This is a genomic window from Thalassobacillus devorans MSP14, from assembly GCF_000496835.1.
GTDB classification, from domain to species: Bacteria; Bacillota; Bacilli; order Bacillales; family Halobacillaceae; genus Thalassobacillus; species Thalassobacillus devorans_B.
In genome coordinates, this window is record NZ_KI543236.1 from 1,472,479 (window position 1) to 1,495,084 (window position 22,606).

General features: G+C 41.5%; 21 protein-coding genes. 2 read left to right on the plus strand and 19 right to left on the minus strand.

The window, feature by feature from the left end; translation table 11 throughout:
• Positions 1-70: 70 nt before the first annotated feature.
• Positions 71-1,981 carry a DUF294 nucleotidyltransferase-like domain-containing protein gene (locus P855_RS0108390; protein WP_028783154.1) on the plus strand — a complete coding sequence of 637 codons (1,911 nt, stop codon included), beginning with the start codon at positions 71-73 and terminating at the stop codon, positions 1,979-1,981.
• Entirely contained in the window at positions 1,981-2,736 is a 756-nt protein-coding gene (locus P855_RS20695) for a PolC-type DNA polymerase III (protein WP_084315645.1), read from the plus strand. The genes P855_RS0108390 and P855_RS20695 overlap by 1 nt, the downstream gene beginning before the upstream one ends.
• Before the next feature lie 111 nt (positions 2,737-2,847).
• Here P855_RS20695 and P855_RS0108400 read toward each other — a convergent pair whose 3' ends face one another.
• The 19 genes from P855_RS0108400 to spoIIIAF all read right to left on the minus strand — a co-directional run bounded on the left by P855_RS0108400 (position 2,848) and on the right by spoIIIAF (position 22,601).
• Entirely contained in the window at positions 2,848-4,194 is a 1,347-nt protein-coding gene (locus tag P855_RS0108400; RefSeq protein WP_028783155.1) for an aspartate kinase, read from the minus strand.
• A 264-nt stretch (positions 4,195-4,458) separates the two neighbouring features.
• Positions 4,459-5,238: a sporulation transcription factor Spo0A gene (spo0A, locus tag P855_RS0108405; RefSeq protein WP_028783156.1), complete on the minus strand. Its 780-nt coding sequence runs from the start codon at positions 5,236-5,238 to the stop codon at positions 4,459-4,461.
• A 1,015-nt stretch (positions 5,239-6,253) separates the two neighbouring features.
• Positions 6,254-7,546 (minus strand): SpoIVB peptidase, encoded by a 1,293-nt coding sequence (gene spoIVB, locus P855_RS0108415; protein WP_200865942.1) that lies wholly within the window; start codon positions 7,544-7,546, stop codon positions 6,254-6,256.
• A gap of 161 nt (positions 7,547-7,707) precedes the next feature.
• Positions 7,708-9,450 carry a DNA repair protein RecN gene (gene recN / locus P855_RS0108420; protein ID WP_028783159.1) on the minus strand — a complete coding sequence of 581 codons (1,743 nt, stop codon included), beginning with the start codon at positions 9,448-9,450 and terminating at the stop codon, positions 7,708-7,710.
• 67 nt (positions 9,451-9,517) lie between these two features.
• The gene (ahrC, locus tag P855_RS0108425) at positions 9,518-9,967 is read right to left on the minus strand and encodes a transcriptional regulator AhrC/ArgR (RefSeq protein WP_028783160.1); all 450 of its coding nucleotides are present in this window, start codon (positions 9,965-9,967) and stop codon (positions 9,518-9,520) included.
• A gap of 75 nt (positions 9,968-10,042) precedes the next feature.
• Positions 10,043-10,867 (minus strand): TlyA family RNA methyltransferase, encoded by an 825-nt coding sequence (locus P855_RS0108430; protein ID WP_028783161.1) that lies wholly within the window; start codon positions 10,865-10,867, stop codon positions 10,043-10,045.
• Between the two features lie 4 nt (positions 10,868-10,871).
• On the minus strand, positions 10,872-12,764 hold the full coding sequence (dxs, locus tag P855_RS0108435) for a 1-deoxy-D-xylulose-5-phosphate synthase (protein WP_028783162.1): 1,893 nt from the start codon (positions 12,762-12,764) through the stop codon (positions 10,872-10,874).
• Positions 12,765-12,781: 17 nt separating this feature from the next.
• Positions 12,782-13,381, minus strand: a complete 600-nt coding sequence (locus tag P855_RS0108440; RefSeq protein ID WP_028783163.1) for a hypothetical protein — start codon at positions 13,379-13,381, stop codon at positions 12,782-12,784.
• Positions 13,382-14,067: 686 nt separating this feature from the next.
• A complete protein-coding gene (locus tag P855_RS0108450; protein ID WP_028783164.1) occupies positions 14,068-14,952 on the minus strand; it encodes a polyprenyl synthetase family protein in 885 nt (294 codons plus the stop codon).
• Positions 14,952-15,188, minus strand: a complete 237-nt coding sequence (locus tag P855_RS0108455; RefSeq protein WP_028783165.1) for an exodeoxyribonuclease VII small subunit — start codon at positions 15,186-15,188, stop codon at positions 14,952-14,954. Before P855_RS0108455 ends, P855_RS0108450 begins: the two co-directional genes overlap by 1 nt.
• Positions 15,181-16,530 carry an exodeoxyribonuclease VII large subunit gene (gene xseA, locus P855_RS0108460; protein WP_028783166.1) on the minus strand — a complete coding sequence of 450 codons (1,350 nt, stop codon included), beginning with the start codon at positions 16,528-16,530 and terminating at the stop codon, positions 15,181-15,183. The genes P855_RS0108455 and xseA overlap by 8 nt, the downstream gene beginning before the upstream one ends.
• A gap of 15 nt (positions 16,531-16,545) precedes the next feature.
• Positions 16,546-17,400, minus strand: coding sequence for a bifunctional methylenetetrahydrofolate dehydrogenase/methenyltetrahydrofolate cyclohydrolase FolD (folD, locus tag P855_RS0108465; protein WP_028783167.1), 855 nt, complete (start codon positions 17,398-17,400; stop codon positions 16,546-16,548).
• 21 nt (positions 17,401-17,421) lie between these two features.
• Positions 17,422-17,802: a transcription antitermination factor NusB gene (gene nusB / locus P855_RS0108470; RefSeq protein WP_028783168.1), complete on the minus strand. Its 381-nt coding sequence runs from the start codon at positions 17,800-17,802 to the stop codon at positions 17,422-17,424.
• 341 nt (positions 17,803-18,143) lie between these two features.
• Positions 18,144-18,542, minus strand: a complete 399-nt coding sequence (locus tag P855_RS0108475) for an Asp23/Gls24 family envelope stress response protein (protein ID WP_028783169.1) — start codon at positions 18,540-18,542, stop codon at positions 18,144-18,146.
• 20 nt (positions 18,543-18,562) lie between these two features.
• Entirely contained in the window at positions 18,563-19,918 is a 1,356-nt protein-coding gene (gene accC, locus P855_RS0108480; protein WP_028783170.1) for an acetyl-CoA carboxylase biotin carboxylase subunit, read from the minus strand.
• A gap of 13 nt (positions 19,919-19,931) precedes the next feature.
• Positions 19,932-20,444 carry an acetyl-CoA carboxylase biotin carboxyl carrier protein gene (gene accB / locus P855_RS0108485; RefSeq protein ID WP_028783171.1) on the minus strand — a complete coding sequence of 171 codons (513 nt, stop codon included), beginning with the start codon at positions 20,442-20,444 and terminating at the stop codon, positions 19,932-19,934.
• Between the two features lie 377 nt (positions 20,445-20,821).
• On the minus strand, positions 20,822-21,367 hold the full coding sequence (locus P855_RS0108490) for a SpoIIIAH-like family protein (protein ID WP_028783172.1): 546 nt from the start codon (positions 21,365-21,367) through the stop codon (positions 20,822-20,824).
• 15 nt (positions 21,368-21,382) lie between these two features.
• A complete protein-coding gene (gene spoIIIAG, locus P855_RS0108495; protein WP_028783173.1) occupies positions 21,383-22,003 on the minus strand; it encodes a stage III sporulation protein AG in 621 nt (206 codons plus the stop codon).
• Complete coding sequence (spoIIIAF, locus tag P855_RS0108500) at positions 21,996-22,601, minus strand: stage III sporulation protein AF (RefSeq protein ID WP_028783174.1); 606 nt, start codon at positions 22,599-22,601, stop codon at positions 21,996-21,998. The genes spoIIIAG and spoIIIAF overlap by 8 nt, the downstream gene beginning before the upstream one ends.
• Positions 22,602-22,606: the final 5 nt, after the last annotated feature.

Here is a 22,606-nt window from a genome sequence, read left to right on the forward strand (position 1 = left end):
CTCAGAAGCATGCCTGCGTACTGGTTTGCTATACTAATATTACCAACATTCGTAAGTTAGGGGTTTTTTAATGGAAAGTTATCAGGAGATGTTCAAAGAACAATATCCATTCAACTTATTGACATCTGAAGAGTTTAACGACATCTTCGGAAATGCCGCCGTCCATGAATATAATAAAAACGAATTCATCATCCATGAGGATCAGCAGGAAGATTCTGTGGAAGTACAATTTCTTTTATCAGGGCTTGCTAAAAACATCATGCACCGCTCTAATGGACAGCAATTGTCCGTCAACTTTTTCTATCCTGGCGACCTTGTGGGTGTCATGATGATGCTAACCAGCGGGGAGATGAAATTCTCTGTCCAGGCATTAGAAGCGACCAGGACCCTATGCTTTGATAAGGCTAAATTTTTTGAAGTCATGTCCAATAACACTCACTTTTCAAAGGTCGTCGTCAACGAAATTAGTAATATGATGAAGTCCCTTTATAATGAAATTAAATATAAAAGTTCCACCGCGGACGATAACGATGAAAAAGAGCTATTTAAAAAACGGGCGGATGCTTTTATGGAGCCTCCTACGTTCATTCACCCTGAAAAATCTGTAGAACAGGCGGCAAGGATAATACAAGAAGAGAAAGTTGAAGCGTTGATTGTCAGCGAAGACCGTCAAACGATGATCGGAATGCTGGGCTATTCGGAAATTTTGAAAGCCTATTTTGAAAATGGCCATAAGAAGCCTGTGAAAGATTATGCCACCGAAGAGTCTTTTGCAATTGCTTCGCAGTCATTCATCTATGATGCCTTAAGTTATTTAAAGCACCATCCTACAGAGTTGATTCCCGTACTACATCGCGATACCATTGCAGGGGTACTTAGACAATCATCTTTCTTTACAATCCAGAACTCCGTCTACTTCGACCTTACTTATCGTATCTCTAATGCAACAAGTATAGATGAGCTGAAAAGTTTATCCCCTTCCAATAATAAACGTTTCCAGCAATTTGTCGGAAGTTTGGTCGGAGAAAATATGTACGCTTATGACATCACTGAACTAATATCCAACTATAATGAGCGGATCCATAAACAAATCATACAAATCGCTGAAGAAGAAATGGTCGCAGAAGGCTATGGTGCACCCCCGATTAACTATTGTTTTATAGTGATGGGAAGTTTAGGAAGAAAAGAACAGGCTTTCAGTACAGATCAGGATAATGGTTTGATTCTATCTGATTACAAGCACTTGCCTGCCGCTCAAAAAATCGTTGACTATTTCAAATTGTTCGGAGAAAAAATCAACCACATGCTGGCAGATTGTGGATTCCCGTTATGTACTGGAGGAATTATGGCAAAAGAGGAAAAGTGGCGTAAATCAAAAGAAGAATGGTATGAAAGTGTAAAAAATTGGATTGAAAAAATGGATGGAGAAGAAATAAGAGACTTTACGATTTTTGTGGACTTCCGTCCAATTTTTGGCGATTATTCACTTGCTTATGAATTGAGAGAATTTGTTGTGGCACGTATTCGCCGTTCTTTAAACCTGCATCAATTGCTGATGAAGGATACATTGCGGTTCAGGGTACCTATACAACCGTTTGGACGGATTACTGGAGTTGGAAAAAAACGGGGCTTGAACTTAAAAAAATCTGCTATTATGCAAATAGTCAACGCTATTCGTATTTATTCGATCAAATACGGGATTGAAGATATCAATACCATCAAAAGACTGACAGCTCTCACAAAGCAGGAACGATTCCATCCTAGAGATGCTGAAAATGCGAAGCTGGCATTGCATCGCTTACTCACGTTCCGGCTGCAGGAAAATTTAAGACAGCTTGACGATCATTTACCTTTATCGAATGAGTTGAATTTAGCCCATTTAAAAAAAGATGAAAAAAGAATCTTACGTGATGCATTAATCATCGCTAAACGTCTCCAGCAAGTCCTTGAATTAAGCTATAACAGGAATCGGGTGGTCTGATGCTGCCTATCGATTTGCAAATCATCAAATATTTATTTTTCGAAAAACCGATATACGCTTATAAAATCAAGCCTTATTTAAAAATGGAGGGCTATCACCGACTTTACGAAATTCTTGAGAATTATCAATCCGCAAGAGGTCTGCTGCATCAGCCTTTGGAGGAAGCAACATACACCATATTCGATTTAGAAACAACTGGCTTCCTCCCGGAAATCGGTCATGAAATTATCTCAATCGGAGCTATACAAATGGAAGGACTGCAAGCCTGTAACATTAAAAAATTCCACCAGATCATAAGGCCTATCCGGCCGGTGCACCGTCATACATTGGAATTGACAGGCTTGACACGATCACAATTACAAAAAGGATGTTCGTTTATTGAGGGGTTTGAAAGGTTTTTATTTTTTAGTCAGGATTCGATCCTGGTAGCTCATCCTGCTAAATTCGATATGCGATTTCTTCAGGCGATGTTGAAACGTTGGAAACTTCCACAGTACGATCCTCCGGTAATTGATTCCCAGTTACTCGCGCAATGGCTCTTGCCTGATATCCGCCATCAGCTGGACCCTTTATTAAGGTACTTTGATATCGAACAAATGGAACGTCATCATGCCTTGAACGATGCGATTATGACAGCAGAATTATTCGAACAGTTATTAAGAGGCGCTGTCGAAACAGGTATAAGCGATTATCATTCTTTAAAAGAAAATTTATCCAAGGTATCAAAATCCAAAAAAACTCTTCCTTATTGTTGAGTCGTTAAAAAATAAAACTGTCCCGAAAGTCATCTAAGATTTGCCGGGACAGTCTTTTTTACCTCGATACCTCTTCACTAAAAGACCCTCGAGAAAGTATTATTTTACTTTTTATTCAAAAAATTCACGGTACAAACACTGTACAACCCGTTCCATACCCTCAGCATCCACTCCAAACATCATCGAGACCTCTGAAGAACCCTGGTTGATCATTTCAATATTAACATTTGCTTCACGAAAAGCGCGGGTAGCCTGGCTGGCCAGACCGATTGTACTATTCATACCTTCCCCTACAAGCATTACCATAGCCATTTTCCGTTCAATGTACACCGTGTCCACATTCAACTCTTGCTGGATACGAGCTAATATTCGCTCCTCTTTTCCTCCGGGCAGCTCTTCTTCCCTTAAAATCACAGACATATCGTCTATACCCGAAGGAGCATGCTCAAATGAGATGTTTTCATCTTCAAGAATTTGTAACAGTCGACGACCAAAACCGATTTCACGGTTCATCAAATACTTACTGACATAGAGCGTCAAGAAACCTTTATCACTCGCTATACCAGTCACCTTTCCAAAGCCGGCTTCATTCTCAGCGACAATCATTGTGCCTGGTGCCTGCGGATTATTGGTATTCTTAATACATACAGGTATCTTAGCTTTAAACGCCGGAATTAGGGCTTCATCATGAAAGACAGAAAATCCGGCATAGGATAGTTCACGCATTTCTTTATATGTCAAAGAGGTGATTTGTTTAGGATTAGAGACAATATTCGGATTCACACAGTATACGGAATCGACATCTGTAAAGTTTTCATACAAGTCAGCTTTTACTCCGGCTGCCACAATCGACCCTGTTATATCAGATCCGCCACGAGGAAATGTGACCAGTCTTCCTTCCTTGCTGTATCCGAAAAAGCCAGGCACAACCAGAATCCCTTCCCGTTCATGCAATTTATACAACTGTTCCAAACTCTCATCAAGCACCTGAGCCTGTCCTGGTTCATCACTGACAATAATCCCGGCATCTTTTGGACTGACGTAGGAAGCTGTCACATCCTTAGACTGTAAATACGCACTGAGAATCTGTGCAGAACCATCTTCTCCACAAGATTTAAGTGCGTCCAGTGTCCATTCTGCGGATTCATGAGCAGCAATAATGTATTGAATATTCTTTTGAATCGTTTCAGTCAAATCTTCCGACAGCTCCAATTCCTGGATGATTTCACGGAAACGATCCATTACGGCTGACAAAGCTGTTTCATAATCTTCATTGTTGATCACTTTTCCTGCAAGCTCAATCAATAGATCGGTCATTTTCACATCGTCACTGAACCTTTTGCCCGGTGCTGAAACTACGACCACTTTTCGCTGCGGATCATCCAGGACAATATCCGCCACTTTTCTTAATTGTGTTGCATTTGCAACAGAACTTCCTCCGAACTTTACTACTTTCATGATTACATCTCCCTGCTAATATGTTAAAGTGTTTAATAATTTAAAATTGTAACATAGTTGTTTGCTCTTCTCCATTATTTGTAGAAATAATTCTGATTTTTCTTGTGTTATTACGATTTTTCGCAAAAATTCCCGCACACCGTTTAAATTGCCCCGCCACTTGTTTCAATATTTTCCGAAAATAGCCAAAATAAAAAGCCTCTCTTTCCTTCGCACAAACAAGCGAGAGAAAAGAGAAGCTATTTAGATCTGTTTTTATGATAGTTAACTTGCTTTATGTTCCAAGCGCAGGCGGTCAGCTACCATAGCGATGAATTCGGAATTTGTCGGCTTAGCTTTTGTATTAGAAATGGTATATCCAAACAAAGAAGAAATCGATTCGACATTGCCACGGTTCCAGGCTACCTCGATCGCATGACGGATTGCCCGTTCTACACGAGATGCAGTTGTCTGATATTTTTTAGCTATATCCGGATACAACACTTTAGTAATCGATCCTAATAATTCAATATCATTGTATACCATTGAAATTGCTTCACGCAGATACATGTATCCTTTAATATGTGCCGGCACACCAATTTCATGGATGATATGTGTGATGCTTGTATTAAGGTCCGGTTTCTGTCCAGACTTCGCACTTGTACCAATAGCTTTGCTAATCGGATCGTTAGAACCATGAATTTGACGAATCTGGTCCGTAAGAGAGTCAAGGTCAAACGGCTTCAGCATGAAGTAAGATGCTCCTAAATCGACCGCTTTTTTCGTCACCTCTTCTTGTCCGAAAGCTGTAAGCATGATGACGCTTGGTTTTTTCTTTAACTCCAACTGCTTCATTTGACTTAATACAGCAAGTCCATCCATATGCGGCATAATAATATCCAAAACAAGTACATCAGGAGTAGTCTCTTTTAACATTTCCAGGCATTCTTTGCCATTATAAGATGTGCCGACAACTTCTACATCCTTAATGTCCTCAAAATACTCTTCCAACAACTTAATCAATTCACGATTATCGTCAGCCAAACCAATTTTAATTTTTTCCACTTTATTTGATTCCTCCTTGTATTTTCCGCCTGTTCTTCCAAGTAATGTATTCGACAATCGTGCAGATATTCCTTTTAATTTAGTGAGAAAAATTTAATTATTTTTAAAATGCTTCTATTTACTTTGATTTTCTATGGTTTTCGATTATATTCTACAATTAATGCAAGGCGAATTTCCTGTTTGTCGAAAAATCTTTACATTAAGTATAGTAACATAATTTTTCCATTAAAGGAATTAAGTTTTTTAATTAAAAGGCTTTGTCAAATCTGAAAGTTCAACTTACAGAAAAGCTCCCTTTTCCTGAAGACTCAGTTTCGAGAGAAACTGTTTCCGTTACGGTGGTGAGCGTTTGGAGGTCCGGGAAATCACTCGCTTTCCATGGGCGGACGGTGAGCTTCCTCAGGCTAAAGCCCTGCGGGATCTCACCATGTCCTACCCTCCCATAGGAGTCTCGCAATTTCCCGGCCCTCCTTGCATTTGTAAGACTAACGGAAACATCGATATGCGGAACCACCATCTTAACAGCTGAAAAGAGCTTATGTCCTGAATCATTGAGCTTTTCATGCAGTAAATGTGGAAGGTATCTTCTCCCAACGTAGGGTTCGTTCGTCAAAATATGGATAAGGTGGCGGGGAAACGGTGAGACTCCCGTAGGAGAAGGGGCTAGGCGAGACCCCACAGGTCGTGAAACGGCCGAGGAGGCTTGCCAGCCTCCCCCACAGGAAAGAAACGAATGCGTAATCGCCTTGGGAGACACGACACGCATAAGCAGAACAGCAAAAGGGAAGTGTTTTTTCTTCCCGTTGATGGACTGCTTATGTCGCGAGTGTCTAGGCGATGCAGCTGGAAAGCGAATCGTTTCCCAGCCACCCTTTCCCCTGTCCCGGTAACGAACCCAAATTACTTTGAAACTGAGTCTTCCACAATTCGGCCATTTAGTGGAATAATGCTTTTATGAAAAATCAATACCAACGTTTAAAAAAACCAATAAAAAAAAGCCGTAAGTGATACGGCTTCAACTTGCTTGCTGCTTATAAATATCAATACCTGCTTCCTGAAGCATCCATTCAATATGGACACCATAACCTGAGGTAGGATCATTTACAAAAACGTGGGTAACTGCTCCGATGACTTTTCCATCTTGAATAATCGGACTGCCGCTCATCCCTTGCACGATGCCACCTGTTTCCTTCAATAATTCTGGATCAGTGATTTTTACTACCATTCCCTTTGTGGCAGGATGCTTTTGCGGAACGGTACTAACTACCTCTACATCGAACTCCTGCACTTTTTCACCTTCCACTACGGTTAAAATCTTTGCAGGTCCTTCTTTTACTTCATGTGATAAAGCAATCGGCATTGGTTCATCGCTTACACCGTTGGTAATTCCATTATCTAACTTTCCAAATATACCGAAAGGACTGTTTTTGGTTATTTCTCCAATTCGGTTTCGGTCTGCGGAAAACTCAGCTTTCTTTTCTCCCGGGACACCTTCACTTCCTTTTTGGATGGATGTTACATTGGACCTCACAATTGTTCCCTCATGAATCTCAATCGGCTTTTGCGTGTCCATATCAGAAATGACATGGCCCAGCGCTCCATATTTTTTTGATCGAGGATCATAAAAAGTCATTGTGCCGATTCCAGCTGCTGAATCCCGGATATAAAGACCGATACGGAATTTTTGATCCTTTACATCGTAGGTCGGAGTAAGCTTAGTATCAAATGTTTCTTTCCCCCGCTTGACTGTTACGTTAAGAGCTTTTTCTTTTTCTCCAGCTTCTTTCACAATCGGTGCCATTTCTGACATTTTTTCTAATTCTTTGCCATTTACCTTAAGAAGTATATCGCCGACTTCAATTCCCGCCTTCTCTCCTGGAGAGACCTGATTTTTTTCTGTCTTCACTTGATGATGTCCTACAACTAATACACCCTTTGTGTGCAGTTTGACACCAATCGATTGACCTCCAGGTATGACCTTATAGTCACTAAGATAATCCACATTGATTTTTTTCAACGGCAGGCCAGCAACGTTATAGAAGAACTCATCTGCTGAGGAGTTTCCTTTACTGGATTGAAGGGCATGTATCGAAGAACCTTCTGCTTCATTAATATCTTTTATAGCTGGCACACTGGTGATGCCTTGTTCCTGAAAGGTGGTCCATTCAGTCGGAATGGATAAATACTTTTGTACAGGGCTTAGAAACGGTATTACTATCATGGTGAGCAAAAGGATTAAACCTGCTGCATATCTCATCTGTTGTTTAAATTTCAAATGTTCCAACTCCTCGCCTCTAACCCACACCATCTCAATCGAATGGTTTACTTTTAATGTGGTCTAAGCAGTCGCTTTTTAAACACAGCTCAAGTCAGAAAAAAGAGGGAAGAATTCCTGAAACATTTTTAGTGTAAATGGATGGATAAAAAGGGCTTTTAACGGAAATGTTAATACTAAAAATCACGCCGATGTCAGCGCGATTTTATGTGTTCTTTCGATTTATATTTGAATGCAAGTTCCAATAATTCTTTTGCATGTTCTCTTGTAGTATCTGTCAATTCTGCCCCTGTAATCATCCTGCTGATCTCATCAATTTTATCATGGAGAGTCAACTCCTGCAGGGAGGTGGATGTGCGATCACCGCTCACGTGCTTTTCAATCTGCAAATGGGTATCAGCCATGGAAGCAACCTGGGGCAAATGTGATATACATAGAACCTGGGAAGCCTCTGAAATTCCGTATATTTTTTCAGCGATAGCTTGTGCAACCCGTCCGCTGACACCAGTATCCACTTCGTCGAAAATGACGCTGGTAACACCCTGATGTTTTGAAAAAATCTTTTTTAAAGCAAGCATTACACGGGAAAGCTCTCCGCCTGAGGCAACTTTGTGAATTTCTTTTAATGGCTCTCCGGGGTTTGTCGTGATCAGAAATTTGACTAAATCGAATCCGCTGGGCATCAATTTAACATTCCTGCCATCAAATTCAGGATCATCCTGCTGTCCCTCTTTAGTTTGGATATCCACCGCAAAAGATGCCTTCTCGAGGTATAAACCTTTCAACTCCTGTTGAATAGCATGTGAAAGGTTTTTGGAAGCCTTCACTCTGATATCCTGAATCTGTTTGGCTTCCAGGACGGCGTCTTGTCCGATTTCTTTGATATCGTCCTCGAGCTTGGCTAAATGAGAATCTTTATTTTTAATTTCTTCAATTTCTTCTTCAATTTTCGAACTGTACTCCAGAATCTCTTCGACACTTTGTCCATACTTCTTCTTAAGACGATTGATTTCATTCAATCTGCTTTCAATGTCATCCAGACGTTCCGGATCAAATTCCAACTGCTCCAACTGGGAGCTAAGCTGAAAGGTCATTTCTTCCATCAGGTAATAATGGTTCGACATTTCTTCTGACATTTTATTTATCTGTTCATCATAATCCTTTGCGCCTTCCAGTGCAGTCAGCGCATGAGAGACCCAATCCAGGCCTTTTTGTTCACCATAAAGAGCCTGATAAGCATCATGAAGACCAGAATATATTTTTTCATAATTGACTAAACGGTTTCGTTCTTCCGTCAAAACAGTATCTTCATCAGGCTTCAGCTCTGCTGCCTGCAGTTCATTCCATTGAAACTCTAATAAATCAAGCCGCTGGGCCATTTCCTGTTCATTATCATTCAGTTCTCTATATCTTTTCCGTAAAGACTGGTATTTATCATATAACTTTTGATATTCTTCTTTGGCCTGCTTAATTTCTTTATCCGCGTATAAATCCAACAGCTCAATATGCTGCTCCACATCCATCAGTGATTGTGTTTCATGTTGACTATGAATGTCTATTAGTGTTTTACCGAATTCCCGGAGAATAGCGAGGGTGACGAGTTTTCCGTTTACACGGCAAATACTCTTTCCTTGAGAAGTAATCGTACGTTGCAGTACTATCATTCCATCTTCCTCGATATCAACCCCGAATTCCTCCCCTTTATCATAAACAGGATGGTATCCTTCTACGGAAAACAATCCTTCTATTTCAGCTTTCTTGCTGCCATGCCGGACAAATTCTACCGAACCCCGTCCGCCTGCGAGTAATTGGATCGCATCAATAATGATGGATTTACCTGCACCAGTTTCTCCGGTCAATACAGTCAAACCGTCTTTAAAATTGACAGAAATTTGATCAATGATAGCAAAATCGCGAATAGAAAGTTCCATTAACATCGTTGAGCCACCTCGATTTCCCCATTTCTTAGATATGCCACATCTTACAGGATGCTTCAGCTATATTTTACAGCATTTCCAGCAGTTGATCCGATATCATCTGCGTCTGTTTCTCACTCCGGCAAATAATCAAGCACGTATCATCTCCGCAAATTGTTCCCATTATTTCTTCCCAATCTAAATTATCAATCAATGCACCCACAGCATTGGCATTGCCGGGTAATGTTTTTAAAATGATAAAATGCCCCGCACGATCAATACTCACAAACGCATCCATCATTAGGCGATGAAGTTTTTCCAATGGATTGAAACGTTGGTCAGCAGGAAGACTGTATTTATACCTGCCGTCAATCATCGGGACTTTCACTAAATGCAGCTCTTTTATGTCTCTTGAGACGGTAGCCTGCGTGACATTATAGCCAAGACTTTTCAAACGGTCGACAAGTTCATCCTGTGTTTCAATATCATTATTGGTAATTAATTCACGAATTTTAATGTGTCGCTGACCTTTGTTCACAGAAATTTTCCTCCAATCTAAAAACCGTGCATTTTACATAAAAAGAGGGCTACACATCAAGGCAGCCCTCTTCTCCTACGCATGCTTCCGATGTGTCTGATGTGCTTCTTCCACAATATCCCTAATCTTAACATCGGAGATACGATTACCTTCTTTACTGGATTTCCAGCGGAAATGTGCTAAAAATTCAATATTTCCGTCTCCCCCGGTAATAGGCGAAAACGAAATATTCGCAACGGTATAGTTTTGCTCTTGAGCAAAGCCAATGATTCTTTTGACAACTTCCTCATGGATTTTCGGGTCACGGACGATTCCTTTTTTACCGACCTGGTCTCTACCTGCTTCGAATTGCGGCTTAATCAATGCGACGATGTCGCTTTCTTCCTGTAACAGCCGGGACAAAACCGGTAAAATCAACCGGAGTGATATAAAGGATACATCAATAGAAGCAAAATCCGGCTGTCCGTGAACCAGGTCCTCTTCTGTCACATAACGGAAATTTGTGCGCTCCATTACATACACACGAGGATCATTCCTCAACTTCCAATCCAGCTGATTATAGCCTACATCTATAGCATAACTACTTTCTATGCCATTTTGTAAGGCGCAGTCCGTAAAACCGCCAGTGGATGATCCAACATCAATCATTACCCTGCCTTTCAAGTTTAAATCGAATTCCTTAATAGCTTTTTCCAGCTTCAGGCCACCTCGGCTAACATAGGGGATCAACTTTCCTTTCACATGTAAAGAGGTATCTTCATCGACCTTCATTCCGGGTTTATCCAGACGGGCACTTTCCGAATAAACAAGCCCTGCCATTATCGTCCTTTTAGCTTTTTCTCTTGTCTCTATTATACCTCTTTCGACAAGTAATATATCCAGTCTTACTTTCTTTCCCATATCTTCAAGCCCTTTTTTGTTTACTTGGTATTAGTTCTTTCAAGTTCGCCACCACAGATTCTTTTGTTAAATCAATCTCTTTCAACAATTCAGGCACTTTGCCATGCTCAATATAACGGTCCGGGATACCCATACGTTTGATTGATTGATTTTTATAGAGGTTTTCTTCAGCAAACTCAAGGATACTTGAGCCGAAACCACCTTTCAGAACAGCTTCTTCAATAGTCAAAATAGGCAAGCTATCCTGCATAATTTGGTGAAGCATTCTTTCGTCCAAAGGTTTTAGGAACCTGGCATTAACCACTCTTACTGAAATGCCCTGCTTCTTCAATTCCTCACTGGCTTCCAGAGCCATGTCTATCGTGGTGCCGAATGTCAACACCACAGCGTCTGCACCTTCCTGTAAGGTTTCCCAACTGCCAATTTCAATCAGCTCAGGTTCGGGATCTACTGCTACTCCTTTTGCATTACCACGAGGATAGCGTATTGCAATCGGACCATCATCATACTTCATCGCGGTATGCACCATATGCTGAGCTTCATTTTCATCTTTGGGCATCATGAGGGTTATATTCGGCAGATTTCTTAAAAACGCTATATCAAATACACCCTGGTGTGTTTCTCCATCAGCCCCTACCAGCCCTGCACGGTCAATCCCGAAAACCACATTCAGATTTTGGCGGCATACATCATGAACGACCTGATCGTATGCACGCTGCAAAAATGTAGAATAAATCGCAAGAAATGGTTTCATGTCCTGGGTAGCTAATCCAGCAGCTACTGTAGTAGCATGCTGTTCCGCTATTCCGACATCAAATAAGCGGTCCGGAAACTCTTCGCCGAATTTCTCCAATTTAGACCCTAAAATCATGGCTGGAGTAATAGCGACGATTCGCTTATCTTCACGTGCTTCCCGTCTCAGCGCTTCCGTTATCACGGAACTCCAGGCCGGTGGCGCTGTATCAGGCTTGATTTTTTCGCCTGAATCAATTTTGTATGGTCCCACCCCATGCCATTTATCTGTCTTGTCCGTTTCAGCAGGATGATACCCTTTCCCTTTTTGGGTCATCACATGCACAATAACCGGGCCTTCTGTTTTCTTCGCATAATTAAGGTTTTCTAATAAATCTTGAAAATCATGGCCATCTACAGGACCGTAGTAAGTAAAACCTAATTCTTCAAAAAACATTCCAGGCACGACAAAATATTTCATACTGTCTTTAAGACGCTCAGCAGCTTGAGCAAGCCTGCCGCCGACAGCAGGGATTTTTTTCAACAACCATTCAAGATCGTCTTTAGCGCGGTTATATTTTCCTGCGCTCCTCATCCGTCCTAACGCATTATGAAGTGCACCAACGTTTTTAGCAATCGACATTTCATTGTCATTAAGTATGACCGTAATATTTTTCTTTTCATGGCCAATATGGTTGAGTGCCTCTAAAGCCATACCACCAGTCAATGCACCATCACCAATCACCGGGAGGATAGAGTGTTCTTCTCCTTTTACATCGCGTGCGATAGCCATGCCCATTGCTGCTGATAGTGACGTCGAACTATGACCTGTTTCCCATAAATCATGTTCGCTTTCACAACGTTTAGGAAAACCACAAAGTCCTTTATATTGTCTCAAAGTGCCAAACTGACCCGCTCGTCCAGTCAAAATTTTGTGGATATAAGACTGATGACCCACATCAAAAATGAATCGGTCTTTCGGGCTTTGGAATACTTTATGAAGAGCAAGGGTCAACTCCACAACCCCAAGATTGGCTCCAAGATGACCGCCTGTTTTCGAAAGGTTTTCAATTAGGAAAGTTCTTATTGTTGAGGCTAGCTGTTTCAAGTCTTCGTCTGAAAGATCCCTGACAAACGAAGGATCTTGAATTTTCTTTAGATCCATAAATGGACCTCCTATCTTTAACGTGTTTTTCTAGAAGCCTCGGCTGGTTTTGATATGATATTTATCTTCAATTTATTCTCTATCCATGCGATCACTCTTGCAGCAAAAAATATGATCTTTGTAGAAGAGTGAATAGCAAAAAATTTGCCGACAGCTTTACCGCCTACAGTCAACGCAGCTACTATACTTGTCATTATGACTGATATAGTAATTTGCACCGTAGACCCTTCATTATGCCCCATTACATTGGACAGCTGGATTACTACAATCGCAGAAGCTGTACCACTGACGATGCCGGAGATGTCCCCGATGACATCATTACAAAAACTGGCGAATCGATCAGCATTACGGACAATTAGGATCGCCTGTTTTGCACCAGGTACTTTCTCTGCGGCCATTGCATGGAAGGGCGGCTCTGATGCAGCAGTAGCTGCAATTCCTAACATATCAAATATAACACCAATCAATACTATAATGAAAACGATAACTAATCCAATAAACCAGATAACCCCGCTTAATACGGAAGAAGATATGATTGAAAAAATAGCCGCTAACACAAATGTGATAACGGCAATACTTATACTGAATCTTAATGATTTTTTTAATTGATTATCCATTCGCAACCTCATTTGTAGAATATGTAAGAAAAGGAATGGTCACCCAATAGGTAAAAATTGCGGCTTAGGTCCAGTAGGTTTTCCCATCCAGATACCGAATGTCACCATTCTGGCGGTTCCCCTTTAAACCCGGATCGACTCCGTCTCCGGAAGCCGGACTGGATTACCACTTAGTCCGCACTATAATTCCTATTGTGTGTCTTGGCAAACAGTCTAGGAGATTTCCTCAACAGCCTTTGACCGTACCTTAGCCTCTTTTGCAGTCTTGATTTCATATGGCGAAAAAATCCATGAAAAGGTGGCCATCCCTTCCACGCATCTTTAATTCCATAATCCCCTCAAGACCACTCAAGGCAGGCTACGCTGCTCATACAGAATTCCTCCATATGAAGCAGGTTCATACCCCATTCCATCATGGTTTCCGGCTAAGAAACCATCACAGATATGGGCCTCCGCGGAAGCAGGGTCAACGCCCACATGCCTTTGTGGATCGCCCCGCTACCTTAACTCCCAGCATCGACCCAAGGCTGGGCGCCTCAAGCCAACACAAGGAACTTCATCGATATGCCCTTTGGCGGATTTTTAGGCCCGCCTTCAGGAACGGAGGACTGACTAGAATACTGCACCATCCCTTATGTACTTCTAATATACCATAATCGTCAGACTTCCTCAATTAAACTGTATTCTTAATGATCGCGGTTGCTTAGGTGGTCTATAAGTATGAAAAGCTTCGTTTCTTCTACATCAGCTTGTTTTAAAGCAGATTTAGCCTGTGCTACATAATGCTCTTTTTGAGTGACGGATCCTTCCAGCCCAAGCATACTTGGGTACGTACTTTTATGGTTTGTTGAGTCACTGCCTACCGGTTTCCCCAACTTTTCCTCATTACCGCTTACATCAAGAATGTCATCCTGAATTTGAAAAATGATGCCCAGCAAATCTGCTGTTTCTTTAATTGACTGGAGCTGTTGCTCTGAAGCTCCCCCAATATAGGCTCCAGCCATCAAAGCGAAACTTAACAGCTTTCCTGTCTTCAAATGATGAATTTGTTCGAGATCTTCAAGGGTAATTGCCTTCCCTTCACTTTCCATATCCATTAATTGCCCTGCCACCATCCCAAGCGCACCACTGGCTGTGGAAAGCTGTTGAACAAGGTGTACTTTTTGTTCGACACTTAGCTGTTCCGCTTCCATGATCGCCTGAAAACTTAAAGTTAATAAAGCGTCCCCGGCCAAAATAGCGGTTGCTTCATCAAACTTACGATGATTGGTCGGCTGACCTCGCCGCATATCATCATCGTCCATCGCAGGTAAATCATCATGGATAAGAGAATACGTATGAATCATTTCCAGGGCTGCAGCTACAGGAAGCACTTCCTTTTTATTTCCGCCGAATGCTTCACAGGCAGCCATCATAAGAATAGGTCGGAGCCGCTTACCGCCGGCATGAATCGAATAAAGCATAGATTTTTTGAGATTGGAATGAATGGGTTTTTCAGAGATATAATCATGTAAATACGCATTCACCAATGTTTGCCCCTGTTCTAAATAATAGGAAAGTGCCTGATCCACTACTCTTCCTCCTGCACGGAAAATGGCTCGAACTCACCGTGTTCATTCAAAATTTGCTGCATTTGCTGCTCGACGCGATTCAATTTTTCACTGCAGGTCTTGGACAGTTTCATGCCCTCCTGATAATAATTGAGCGCTTTTTCCAGTGGAACATCGCCTTCTTCCAGTTTTTCCACCAGTTTTTCCAATTGCTCGATCGCTTCTTCAAAGCTTAATTCCTTATGATTTTCACTCATTTTCATCCTCCTCTATCCCCCATACCTGGCAATCAAGGCTGCCGTTTTGCAATTTCACCTGAATCGCCTCTCCTGGTTGCACAGATTCTACTCTTTTAATGACGTTTCCGCTATCATTGAAAGGAATAGCATAGCCTCTCTTCATTATTTCGAGGGGATTAAGCAATGACAACTTCTCGATTACATTATCAAATTGCTTTTCTTTTTCACTCACTTGAATACGGAAATCACGTGTTAAGCGCTGTCTCAGTTTTTCCAGGCGTTCGCTGGTCTGGTTGATCTGTTTTTCTGGATGTTGCTGCAGTAACCTGGTTTGTAAGTGTTTTACCTGAGCTGTCTTTTGCTTCTTTTGATTTTCTACGCGCTTATTTAAAGAATCGAGCAGCCGATCCAGTTCCTGCTCTTTTTGCCGCATTAGCAGTGCGGGATACTTGAATGCATAGGAATGCTGCAGCCGGTCCAGTCGTTTCCAGGCTGCTGTCTGCTCCGTCTGTAATGCCCTCTGTAACCTTTGGGTCAAAACAATGATGCGCTGATTCAACTCGATTTGTGACGGCACAGCCAGTTCAGCTGCTCCGGTCGGTGTGGCTGCACGTACATCGGCGACAAAATCACTGATGGTGTAGTCCGTTTCATGACCGACAGCTGAAATGACCGGGATTTTGGAAGCGGCTATCGCGCGTGCTACTGCTTCTTCATTGAAGCTCCATAAATCTTCAATAGAGCCCCCGCCCCTCCCTATGATCAGTACGTCAAAATCCCCTGCACGGTTGGCATATTCAATCGCTTTGACAATAGAATCTTTTGCTCGCTCCCCTTGTACTAACACAGGGAGAACCGAGCGTCTTACCACAGGGTATCGTCGTTCTATGGTAGTCATGACATCGCGGATTGCCGCTCCGGTAGGGGACGTGATGATACCGATATGGTTGGGATAAGCAGGCAAAGGTTTTTTCTCAGCAGGTGAGAACAGGCCTTCCTTCTCTAGTTTTTCTTTCAATTGTTCAAACGCGAGATATAAAGCACCGATTCCATCTGGTTCCATTTCATGAATGTACAATTGATACTGACCCATCGGTTCGTATACGCCTATTTCACCTTTAACCATCACATTCATCCCATTTTCCGGGATGAATTTCAAAAAACGATTATTGCCGGCAAACATAACGGCTTGAATCCGGGCTTTATCATCCTTCAAAGACAAATACATGTGCCCACGGCTGTGATGTTTAAAATTTGATATTTCTCCGCGAAGCCAAACCTCTTTCAAATGGGAATCCGCAGCGAATTTACGCTTGATATATTTTGTCAGAGCAGTAACAGTTAGATAACGGTCTTCCACAATCAAAAGCTCCTTTTACATGATTTCATTTATTTTTTTAGCAGCTTTTATAGTGTTATGTAATAACATTGTTATCGTCATTGGTCCAACACCCTTAGGTACAGGAGTTAAATGGGAAGCGATCGGTTCAACAGACGCAAAATCAACATCACCCACGAGTTTTCCGTCCACTCGATTCACCCCAACATCAATTACAACTGCTCCCTCTTTGATATGGTCTCCTTTAACAAGACCGGCTTTACCAGCAGCTACAATCACAATATCCGCCTGTTTTGTGTGTAATGTTAAGTCAGGAGTCTTTGAATGACAATAGGTAACCGTGGCATCTTCATTTAGTAAAAGCTGACCGACAGGTTTACCGACAAGGTTACTTCGCCCTACCACTACGACATGTTTACCTTTTATTTCGATATCCGCTTTTTTCAACATGACAAGTATTCCATATGGGGTACAAGGATAAAATGTATCCTGATTTGTCATCATTCTTCCGACATTGATCGGGTGGAATCCATCGACATCTTTAGCAGGGTCGATTGCTTCAATTACCATTTGTTCGGAAATATGATCGGGCAGTGGCAATTGCACAAGAATCCCATGTACCGACTCGTCTTTATTCTGTTCCGCAATCAGGTCCAGTAATTCCTGCTCAGAAGTTGTTTCTGGCATCTCAATCAGTTTTGATTCCATTCCGACTTTTTCTGAGGCTTTTTGTTTTCCTCTCACATAGGAAAGTGACGCGGGATCCTCTCCGAGAATTATCACAGTAAGTCCTGGTATAATGTTTTTCGCTTTTAATTCTGACACTTCTTGTCTCATTTCTTCACGAAGCTCAGTTGCCAGTTCTTTTCCATAAATAATATTTGCACCCATACGAAACAACCCCTTTTATTGTTATTTAGTCATTTTTGATAGAACACCATTAATGAATTTACCGGACTTTTCATCTCCAAATACTTTTGCTAATTCAATTGCTTCATTGATTGCCACCTGCTCAGGAACATCATCCACATGATCCATTTCATAAACAGCCATACGGAGCAATGTTTTTTCCACTAAAGGCAGTCGTTTGACGCTCCAATTAACCAAATGGTCGGCTATTTTTTGATCTATTTCCTGTTTTTTGTCAAACACTCCGTGAACTAATTGTTCCATGAATGAATCACTATCTGTTTCTTCCAGTAAATGGTCGATTGCCTCTTCCATTTCTATATCATTGACGTCTACTTGAAATAATACTTGAAATGCTTTTTCACGAGCAAGGTGTCGTTTCATGTTTCAATCTCCTTTAGGTACACTTTTACGTTATATTCCGTAAGAATGATAACATTTTATCAATCGAAAAGCTATCTTTAGCCCTGTCCTTAGTTTAGCTTACCTGGATATGAGGGTTGGTGCTCCTATCCATAAGAATATTAAAAGTCCCATTCTTTTTTATGTAAAAGACATTCATTTTTCATTTAAAATCGTTCCCCTCTTTATAAGCGTCTTTTTCATCTATTTGGCCGAAAAATCGAAGACTTGATTTCAATGTGTTGGTAGAATTTAGGGACGTTAGGAAAGTTGCAGTAAATACAAAAAGGCCACAGGCGCTTATGTCCTATGACCTTTTCCAGTTATTCTTCTTCTAAGTCTTCGTCTTCTTTCAGTTCCATCTGTACGCCAACCACATGGATATTGATTTCATTGATTTCCAGAGCAGTCATATTCATCAATGCCTGACGGATGTTATCCTGAATTTTCTGAGCAGCCCCGGGAATAGAGATGCCATAATCCATTACGACATACACATCAATGCTTATGCCATCTTCCTCAAGCTCTACTTTGACACCTTTGCCGTGGTTTTTCTTTCCTAACCGTTCTACCACACCAGAAGCGAAGTTTCCTCGCATCGCCGCCACACCTGCAACTTCAGATGCCGCAATACCCGCAATGACTTCAATAACTTCCGGGGCAATCTCGACATTACCAAGTGAAGAATCATTACTTACATTCAATAAGCGTTGCTCACTCATTTCTGTTCACTCCTTCCCCCCTATTCTTCATCCATTATAGGGTATTTCTCTAGAAACTTTGTATTGAAGTCTCCGCCTACGAAAACAGGGTGTTTCATCATTCGCTGATGGAACGGGATAGTGGTTTTAATACCATCGACCACAAATTCATCCAATGCCCTGCTCATACGATTAACCGCTTCCTCTCTGGTACGGCCATAAGTAATCAATTTGGCTATCATGGAATCGTAATACGGGGGAATCATATACCCTTGATAAGCAGCAGAATCAATACGAACCCCTAAACCGCCCGGTGGAAGGTATATTTGAATCCGCCCTGGCGATGGCATGAAATCTTTGAAGGGATCTTCCGCATTGATACGGCACTCCATCGCCCAGCCTTCAAATGTAATATCCTCCTGAGTATAGCCCAGCTTCTCATCAGAGGCAATTTTGATCTGTTCCTTGATCAAATCTACTCCTGTAACCATTTCGGTTACCGGATGCTCTACTTGTATACGCGTATTCATTTCCATGAAATAATAGCTATTCTGCTGTTGATCAAAAATAAACTCTACGGTTCCGGCCCCGGAGTACTCGACAGCTAATGCCGCTTTAACTGCCGCTTCTCCCATATCAGCTCGCATTTCCGGGCTGATAGCGGGTGATGGTGTTTCCTCGATCAACTTTTGCAGACGGCGCTGAATAGAACAATCCCGTTCACCTAAATGGATGGCGTTGCCGAAGTTATCAGCTAATACCTGGATCTCCACATGTCGGAAATCTTCAATAAACTTCTCAATATACACGCCTGGATTTCCAAAGGCTTTTTCTGCTTCATTTTGGGTGACGCGTATTCCTTTGATCAGATCTTCTTCATCACGGGCCACACGAATCCCTTTACCGCCACCACCTGCTGTAGCTTTAATAATGACAGGATAACCTATTTCCTCTGCTACTTTAATGCCTTCTTTTTCGTCAGCTATGATACCTTCAGACCCAGGCACCACAGGGACGCCTGCCTCTTTCATTGTTTCACGGGCAACGTCTTTGGTGCCCATTTTTGAAATAGCATATGCAGAAGGACCAATAAAGGTCACATTGCACTCGTTACACATTTCAGCGAATTCTGCATTCTCAGAAAGAAAACCATATCCTGGATGGATAGCATCTACGTCTGTAAGTTTCGCCAGACTCATGATGTTTGTATAGTTTAAGTAGCTGTCCTTACTTAATGTTGGACCAATACAATAGGCTTCATCAGCTAATTGGACATGCAGTGCTTCTTTATCCGCTTCGGAATAAATTGCTACCGTTTCAATATTCATTTCTTTACAAGCCCTGATAATACGGACTGCAATTTCTCCTCTATTAGCAATCAATATTTTTTTAATCATACAGCCACCCCCATTAAACCTTCTTTACCCTGAAAAGCGGCTGACCATATTCAACTAATTCTCCATCCTCTACCAGGATTTCTACAATCTCTCCGGATACTTCCGCTTCGATTTCATTAAATAATTTCATCGCTTCTACAATACAAACGACAGAGTCAGGCTTAACTTTATCTCCTACTTGTACAAATGGATCACTTTCTGGTGAGGAAGCTGCATAGAAGGTTCCTACCATTGGTGACGTAACTTCTGAATCATAATCTGACGATGCTGCTGATGAAGATTCTTCCTTGTTCTCTTCCGGTGCAGGTTTTTCTGTAGTTTTTTCTGGAGCTTGCTCAACTGGAGACTGCTTCTCTACCGACGCTGGAGCAGCAGTTTGTACAGGCTCTGCTACTTGATGGCTGACAACTTGTCCGCCTTGTTTTTTCATGGTTACTTTTGTTCCATTCGTTTCATAACAGAATTCATTGATTTTAGAATCATCAATCAACCTTATTAGTTCTCTGATTTCTTGAACTTTCAACATAGATGGCACCCCTTGTTTTTTTATTGCTTATTTAATAACAGGTATTAATAACTCCTTCTAACATTCTATTATAAATGTAGTGCAAACTTCAACTTTGCTCTAAAAGCGTTTTCTAAAAAGGTACCTTCGTCCTTGTTAATGAACAGAACAAAAGCGCAAGGCCTTGCTCACCCCCTACAATCTTAAGCCAATCCTCGCCGTGACGTTCTCTGTCACAGACAGTATCGGCTTAAAACCTCAAGGGGTAGGCGCTGGAGCTGGGTGCAGACCGCTGCAAAATGTTTTATACAACCATCCATATAAGTTACTAGTCAAATAAAAAAGCTGTCGAGAAAATCTCGACAGCATGCAGGAACCATCTTTGAGAGATGCTTTTATTATTTGGATGGCTGGAATTGAACCCGGACGGGCTTTTCTCCGAATTCATCCACCGCCATTTTAATAATGTTGTTGGTTTCTTTCTTGGAAAGCTCATTAGCTTTGACAGTGACATTGATAACATCGTCTTCTACTCTGACGAGTACATCATCATATTGGGCATTGGCCTGAATAGTAGTTTCTAAAATGGACTCCTTTGTCTGAAGTTCCTGTAACTGTTGCATTTCTTGCAATGCATCATTCTTTTCTTCGGTGCTATAGTCGCTGGACGCTACGATATCTGACAATTGCTCATGATGCTTATCTCTCGCATCCTGCTTTTCCATACGGATGGCTGCAAAAAGCTCTTCTGTAGACATTTGGGAAATGGATGTACCTTCTTCTGTCACGTCAGCAGCCATCTCTTCTCCTTCATCATTCTGTTTAAGTTCTTCATCGTTAATAAATGCCATTTCATCGCCTTCAGGTGCAGTCATGTAGTATACACTCAAAACAATCATCAAACTCAACATCGTCAATAACCAAACGGTTTGCTTTTTAACCATTACGCTTCCCCCTTATTAATTTTTCGGCATGACCGATACTCTGTGGCTCGGTACATCCATAACTCGTGAAATCGCTTCTACTACCCACTGCTTGACTTGCATATGATCGACACCCTTCGCTACCACCAACACTCCTTTGACATTTGGTTTTTTTGTTTGTATCAATAACGGAAGCTCTTGATCACCTTGTCTCACCAGTACCAGCTGCTGCTCCCGAGAGTAATCTTCTATACTTCTTTCCCCCCCGTTTTTATCTGACTCTTCGGTGGTTTGTTTGCCAATGATGAGGTTTTTGTCATATAGTTTTTCTTTAGTAGCCCCCAGGTTGACCATCACGTCAACCTCACTCACTCCCTTGATGTTTTCTAACAAGGGTGCAAGTTCTTTTTCATAACTATCTTCCAATTCTTTGATTCCCTCCGTGGTGTCAGCATTATTAATGGAAGTTTCTGCTGCGGCGCCTGATTCAGATGGTGCTGTCATATCTATGGGGTCCGGGGAAGGTTTCTGGAAGATGTTTCCTACCATCAAGAGCAACAGACCTATTAAACCGATTAGCACGATATAGCCTCGCTTATTCAGCTTTTTGCCATCCTCTTTTTTCAGGAAAGAGAAAAAATCCTGCCATTTACTCATTTGCACCCTCCCATTGAATCGTTATTTGGTCTTTTTCTAACTGCCATAACTGTGCTAAATAGGATGTAATGGCTTCATCCATTTGCTTGTCCCTTGATTCCTCAGAAGCTTCTAAGTCAATCTCCACCTGATCAATGGAATCAATCGTTTCTGCTTCAGCTAAAGTAATAACAACCGATTCAAGATGTTCTAAATCCTTCTGCTTCTGAGAAAAAAGAAAATTGATATCCAAGATTTCAACCTGATAGTCTTGAGCCAGTGTTTCTTCAGCTTGAGATTTCATTTGGACAACCATTTGTTCTAATATATATGCATCCTGAGACGCTTGTATTTCATTTTTCTTTGATTCTACTGATTTTTTTAATGTTTCTTCTTTCAAAGTCTGATTCGTGAAGGTTTGTGCCTGTGTTCGTATCAACTGGTTAATATCCGTATTGAACAATTTGAACAATGGATTTAAGAAAATTAAAACAAGGATTAAGGAAATTGCCAGTCTGGCATACTTTTGCATTTTGCCCGAGGGAAGCAGGAAATCGATGACCATTGCCAAAAGAAGAAATATTACAATCTCCGTCACCCATTGAATAATAAACGTCACTCTTT

Bases quoted from the DNA above. Each gene is read 5' to 3' on its own strand.
- spoIVB (WP_200865942.1), bottom strand. From the start codon at position 7,546: ATGGTGTGGGTTAGAGGCGAGGAGTTGGAACATTTGAAATTTAAACAA.
- P855_RS0108430 (WP_028783161.1), bottom strand. From the start codon at position 10,867: ATGGGAAAGAAAGTAAGACTGGATATATTACTTGTCGAAAGAGGTATA.
- nusB (WP_028783168.1), bottom strand. From the start codon at position 17,802: ATGAAACGACACCTTGCTCGTGAAAAAGCATTTCAAGTATTATTTCAA.
- P855_RS0108455 (WP_028783165.1), bottom strand. From the start codon at position 15,188: ATGAGTGAAAATCATAAGGAATTAAGCTTTGAAGAAGCGATCGAGCAA.
- P855_RS0108390 (WP_028783154.1), top strand. From the start codon at position 71: ATGGAAAGTTATCAGGAGATGTTCAAAGAACAATATCCATTCAACTTA.
- accB (WP_028783171.1), bottom strand. From the start codon at position 20,444: ATGTTGAAAGTTCAAGAAATCAGAGAACTAATAAGGTTGATTGATGAT.
- spoIIIAG (WP_028783173.1), bottom strand. From the start codon at position 22,003: ATGAGTAAATGGCAGGATTTTTTCTCTTTCCTGAAAAAAGAGGATGGC.
- P855_RS0108440 (WP_028783163.1), bottom strand. From the start codon at position 13,381: ATGGATAATCAATTAAAAAAATCATTAAGATTCAGTATAAGTATTGCC.
- dxs (WP_028783162.1), bottom strand. From the start codon at position 12,764: ATGGATCTAAAGAAAATTCAAGATCCTTCGTTTGTCAGGGATCTTTCA.
- P855_RS0108490 (WP_028783172.1), bottom strand. From the start codon at position 21,367: ATGGTTAAAAAGCAAACCGTTTGGTTATTGACGATGTTGAGTTTGATG.
- P855_RS20695 (WP_084315645.1), top strand. From the start codon at position 1,981: ATGCTGCCTATCGATTTGCAAATCATCAAATATTTATTTTTCGAAAAA.
- P855_RS0108400 (WP_028783155.1), bottom strand. From the start codon at position 4,194: ATGAAAGTAGTAAAGTTCGGAGGAAGTTCTGTTGCAAATGCAACACAA.
- accC (WP_028783170.1), bottom strand. From the start codon at position 19,918: ATGATTAAAAAAATATTGATTGCTAATAGAGGAGAAATTGCAGTCCGT.
- recN (WP_028783159.1), bottom strand. From the start codon at position 9,450: ATGTTAATGGAACTTTCTATTCGCGATTTTGCTATCATTGATCAAATT.
- folD (WP_028783167.1), bottom strand. From the start codon at position 17,400: ATGGGTGCAAATATTATTTATGGAAAAGAACTGGCAACTGAGCTTCGT.
- P855_RS0108475 (WP_028783169.1), bottom strand. From the start codon at position 18,542: ATGAGTGAGCAACGCTTATTGAATGTAAGTAATGATTCTTCACTTGGT.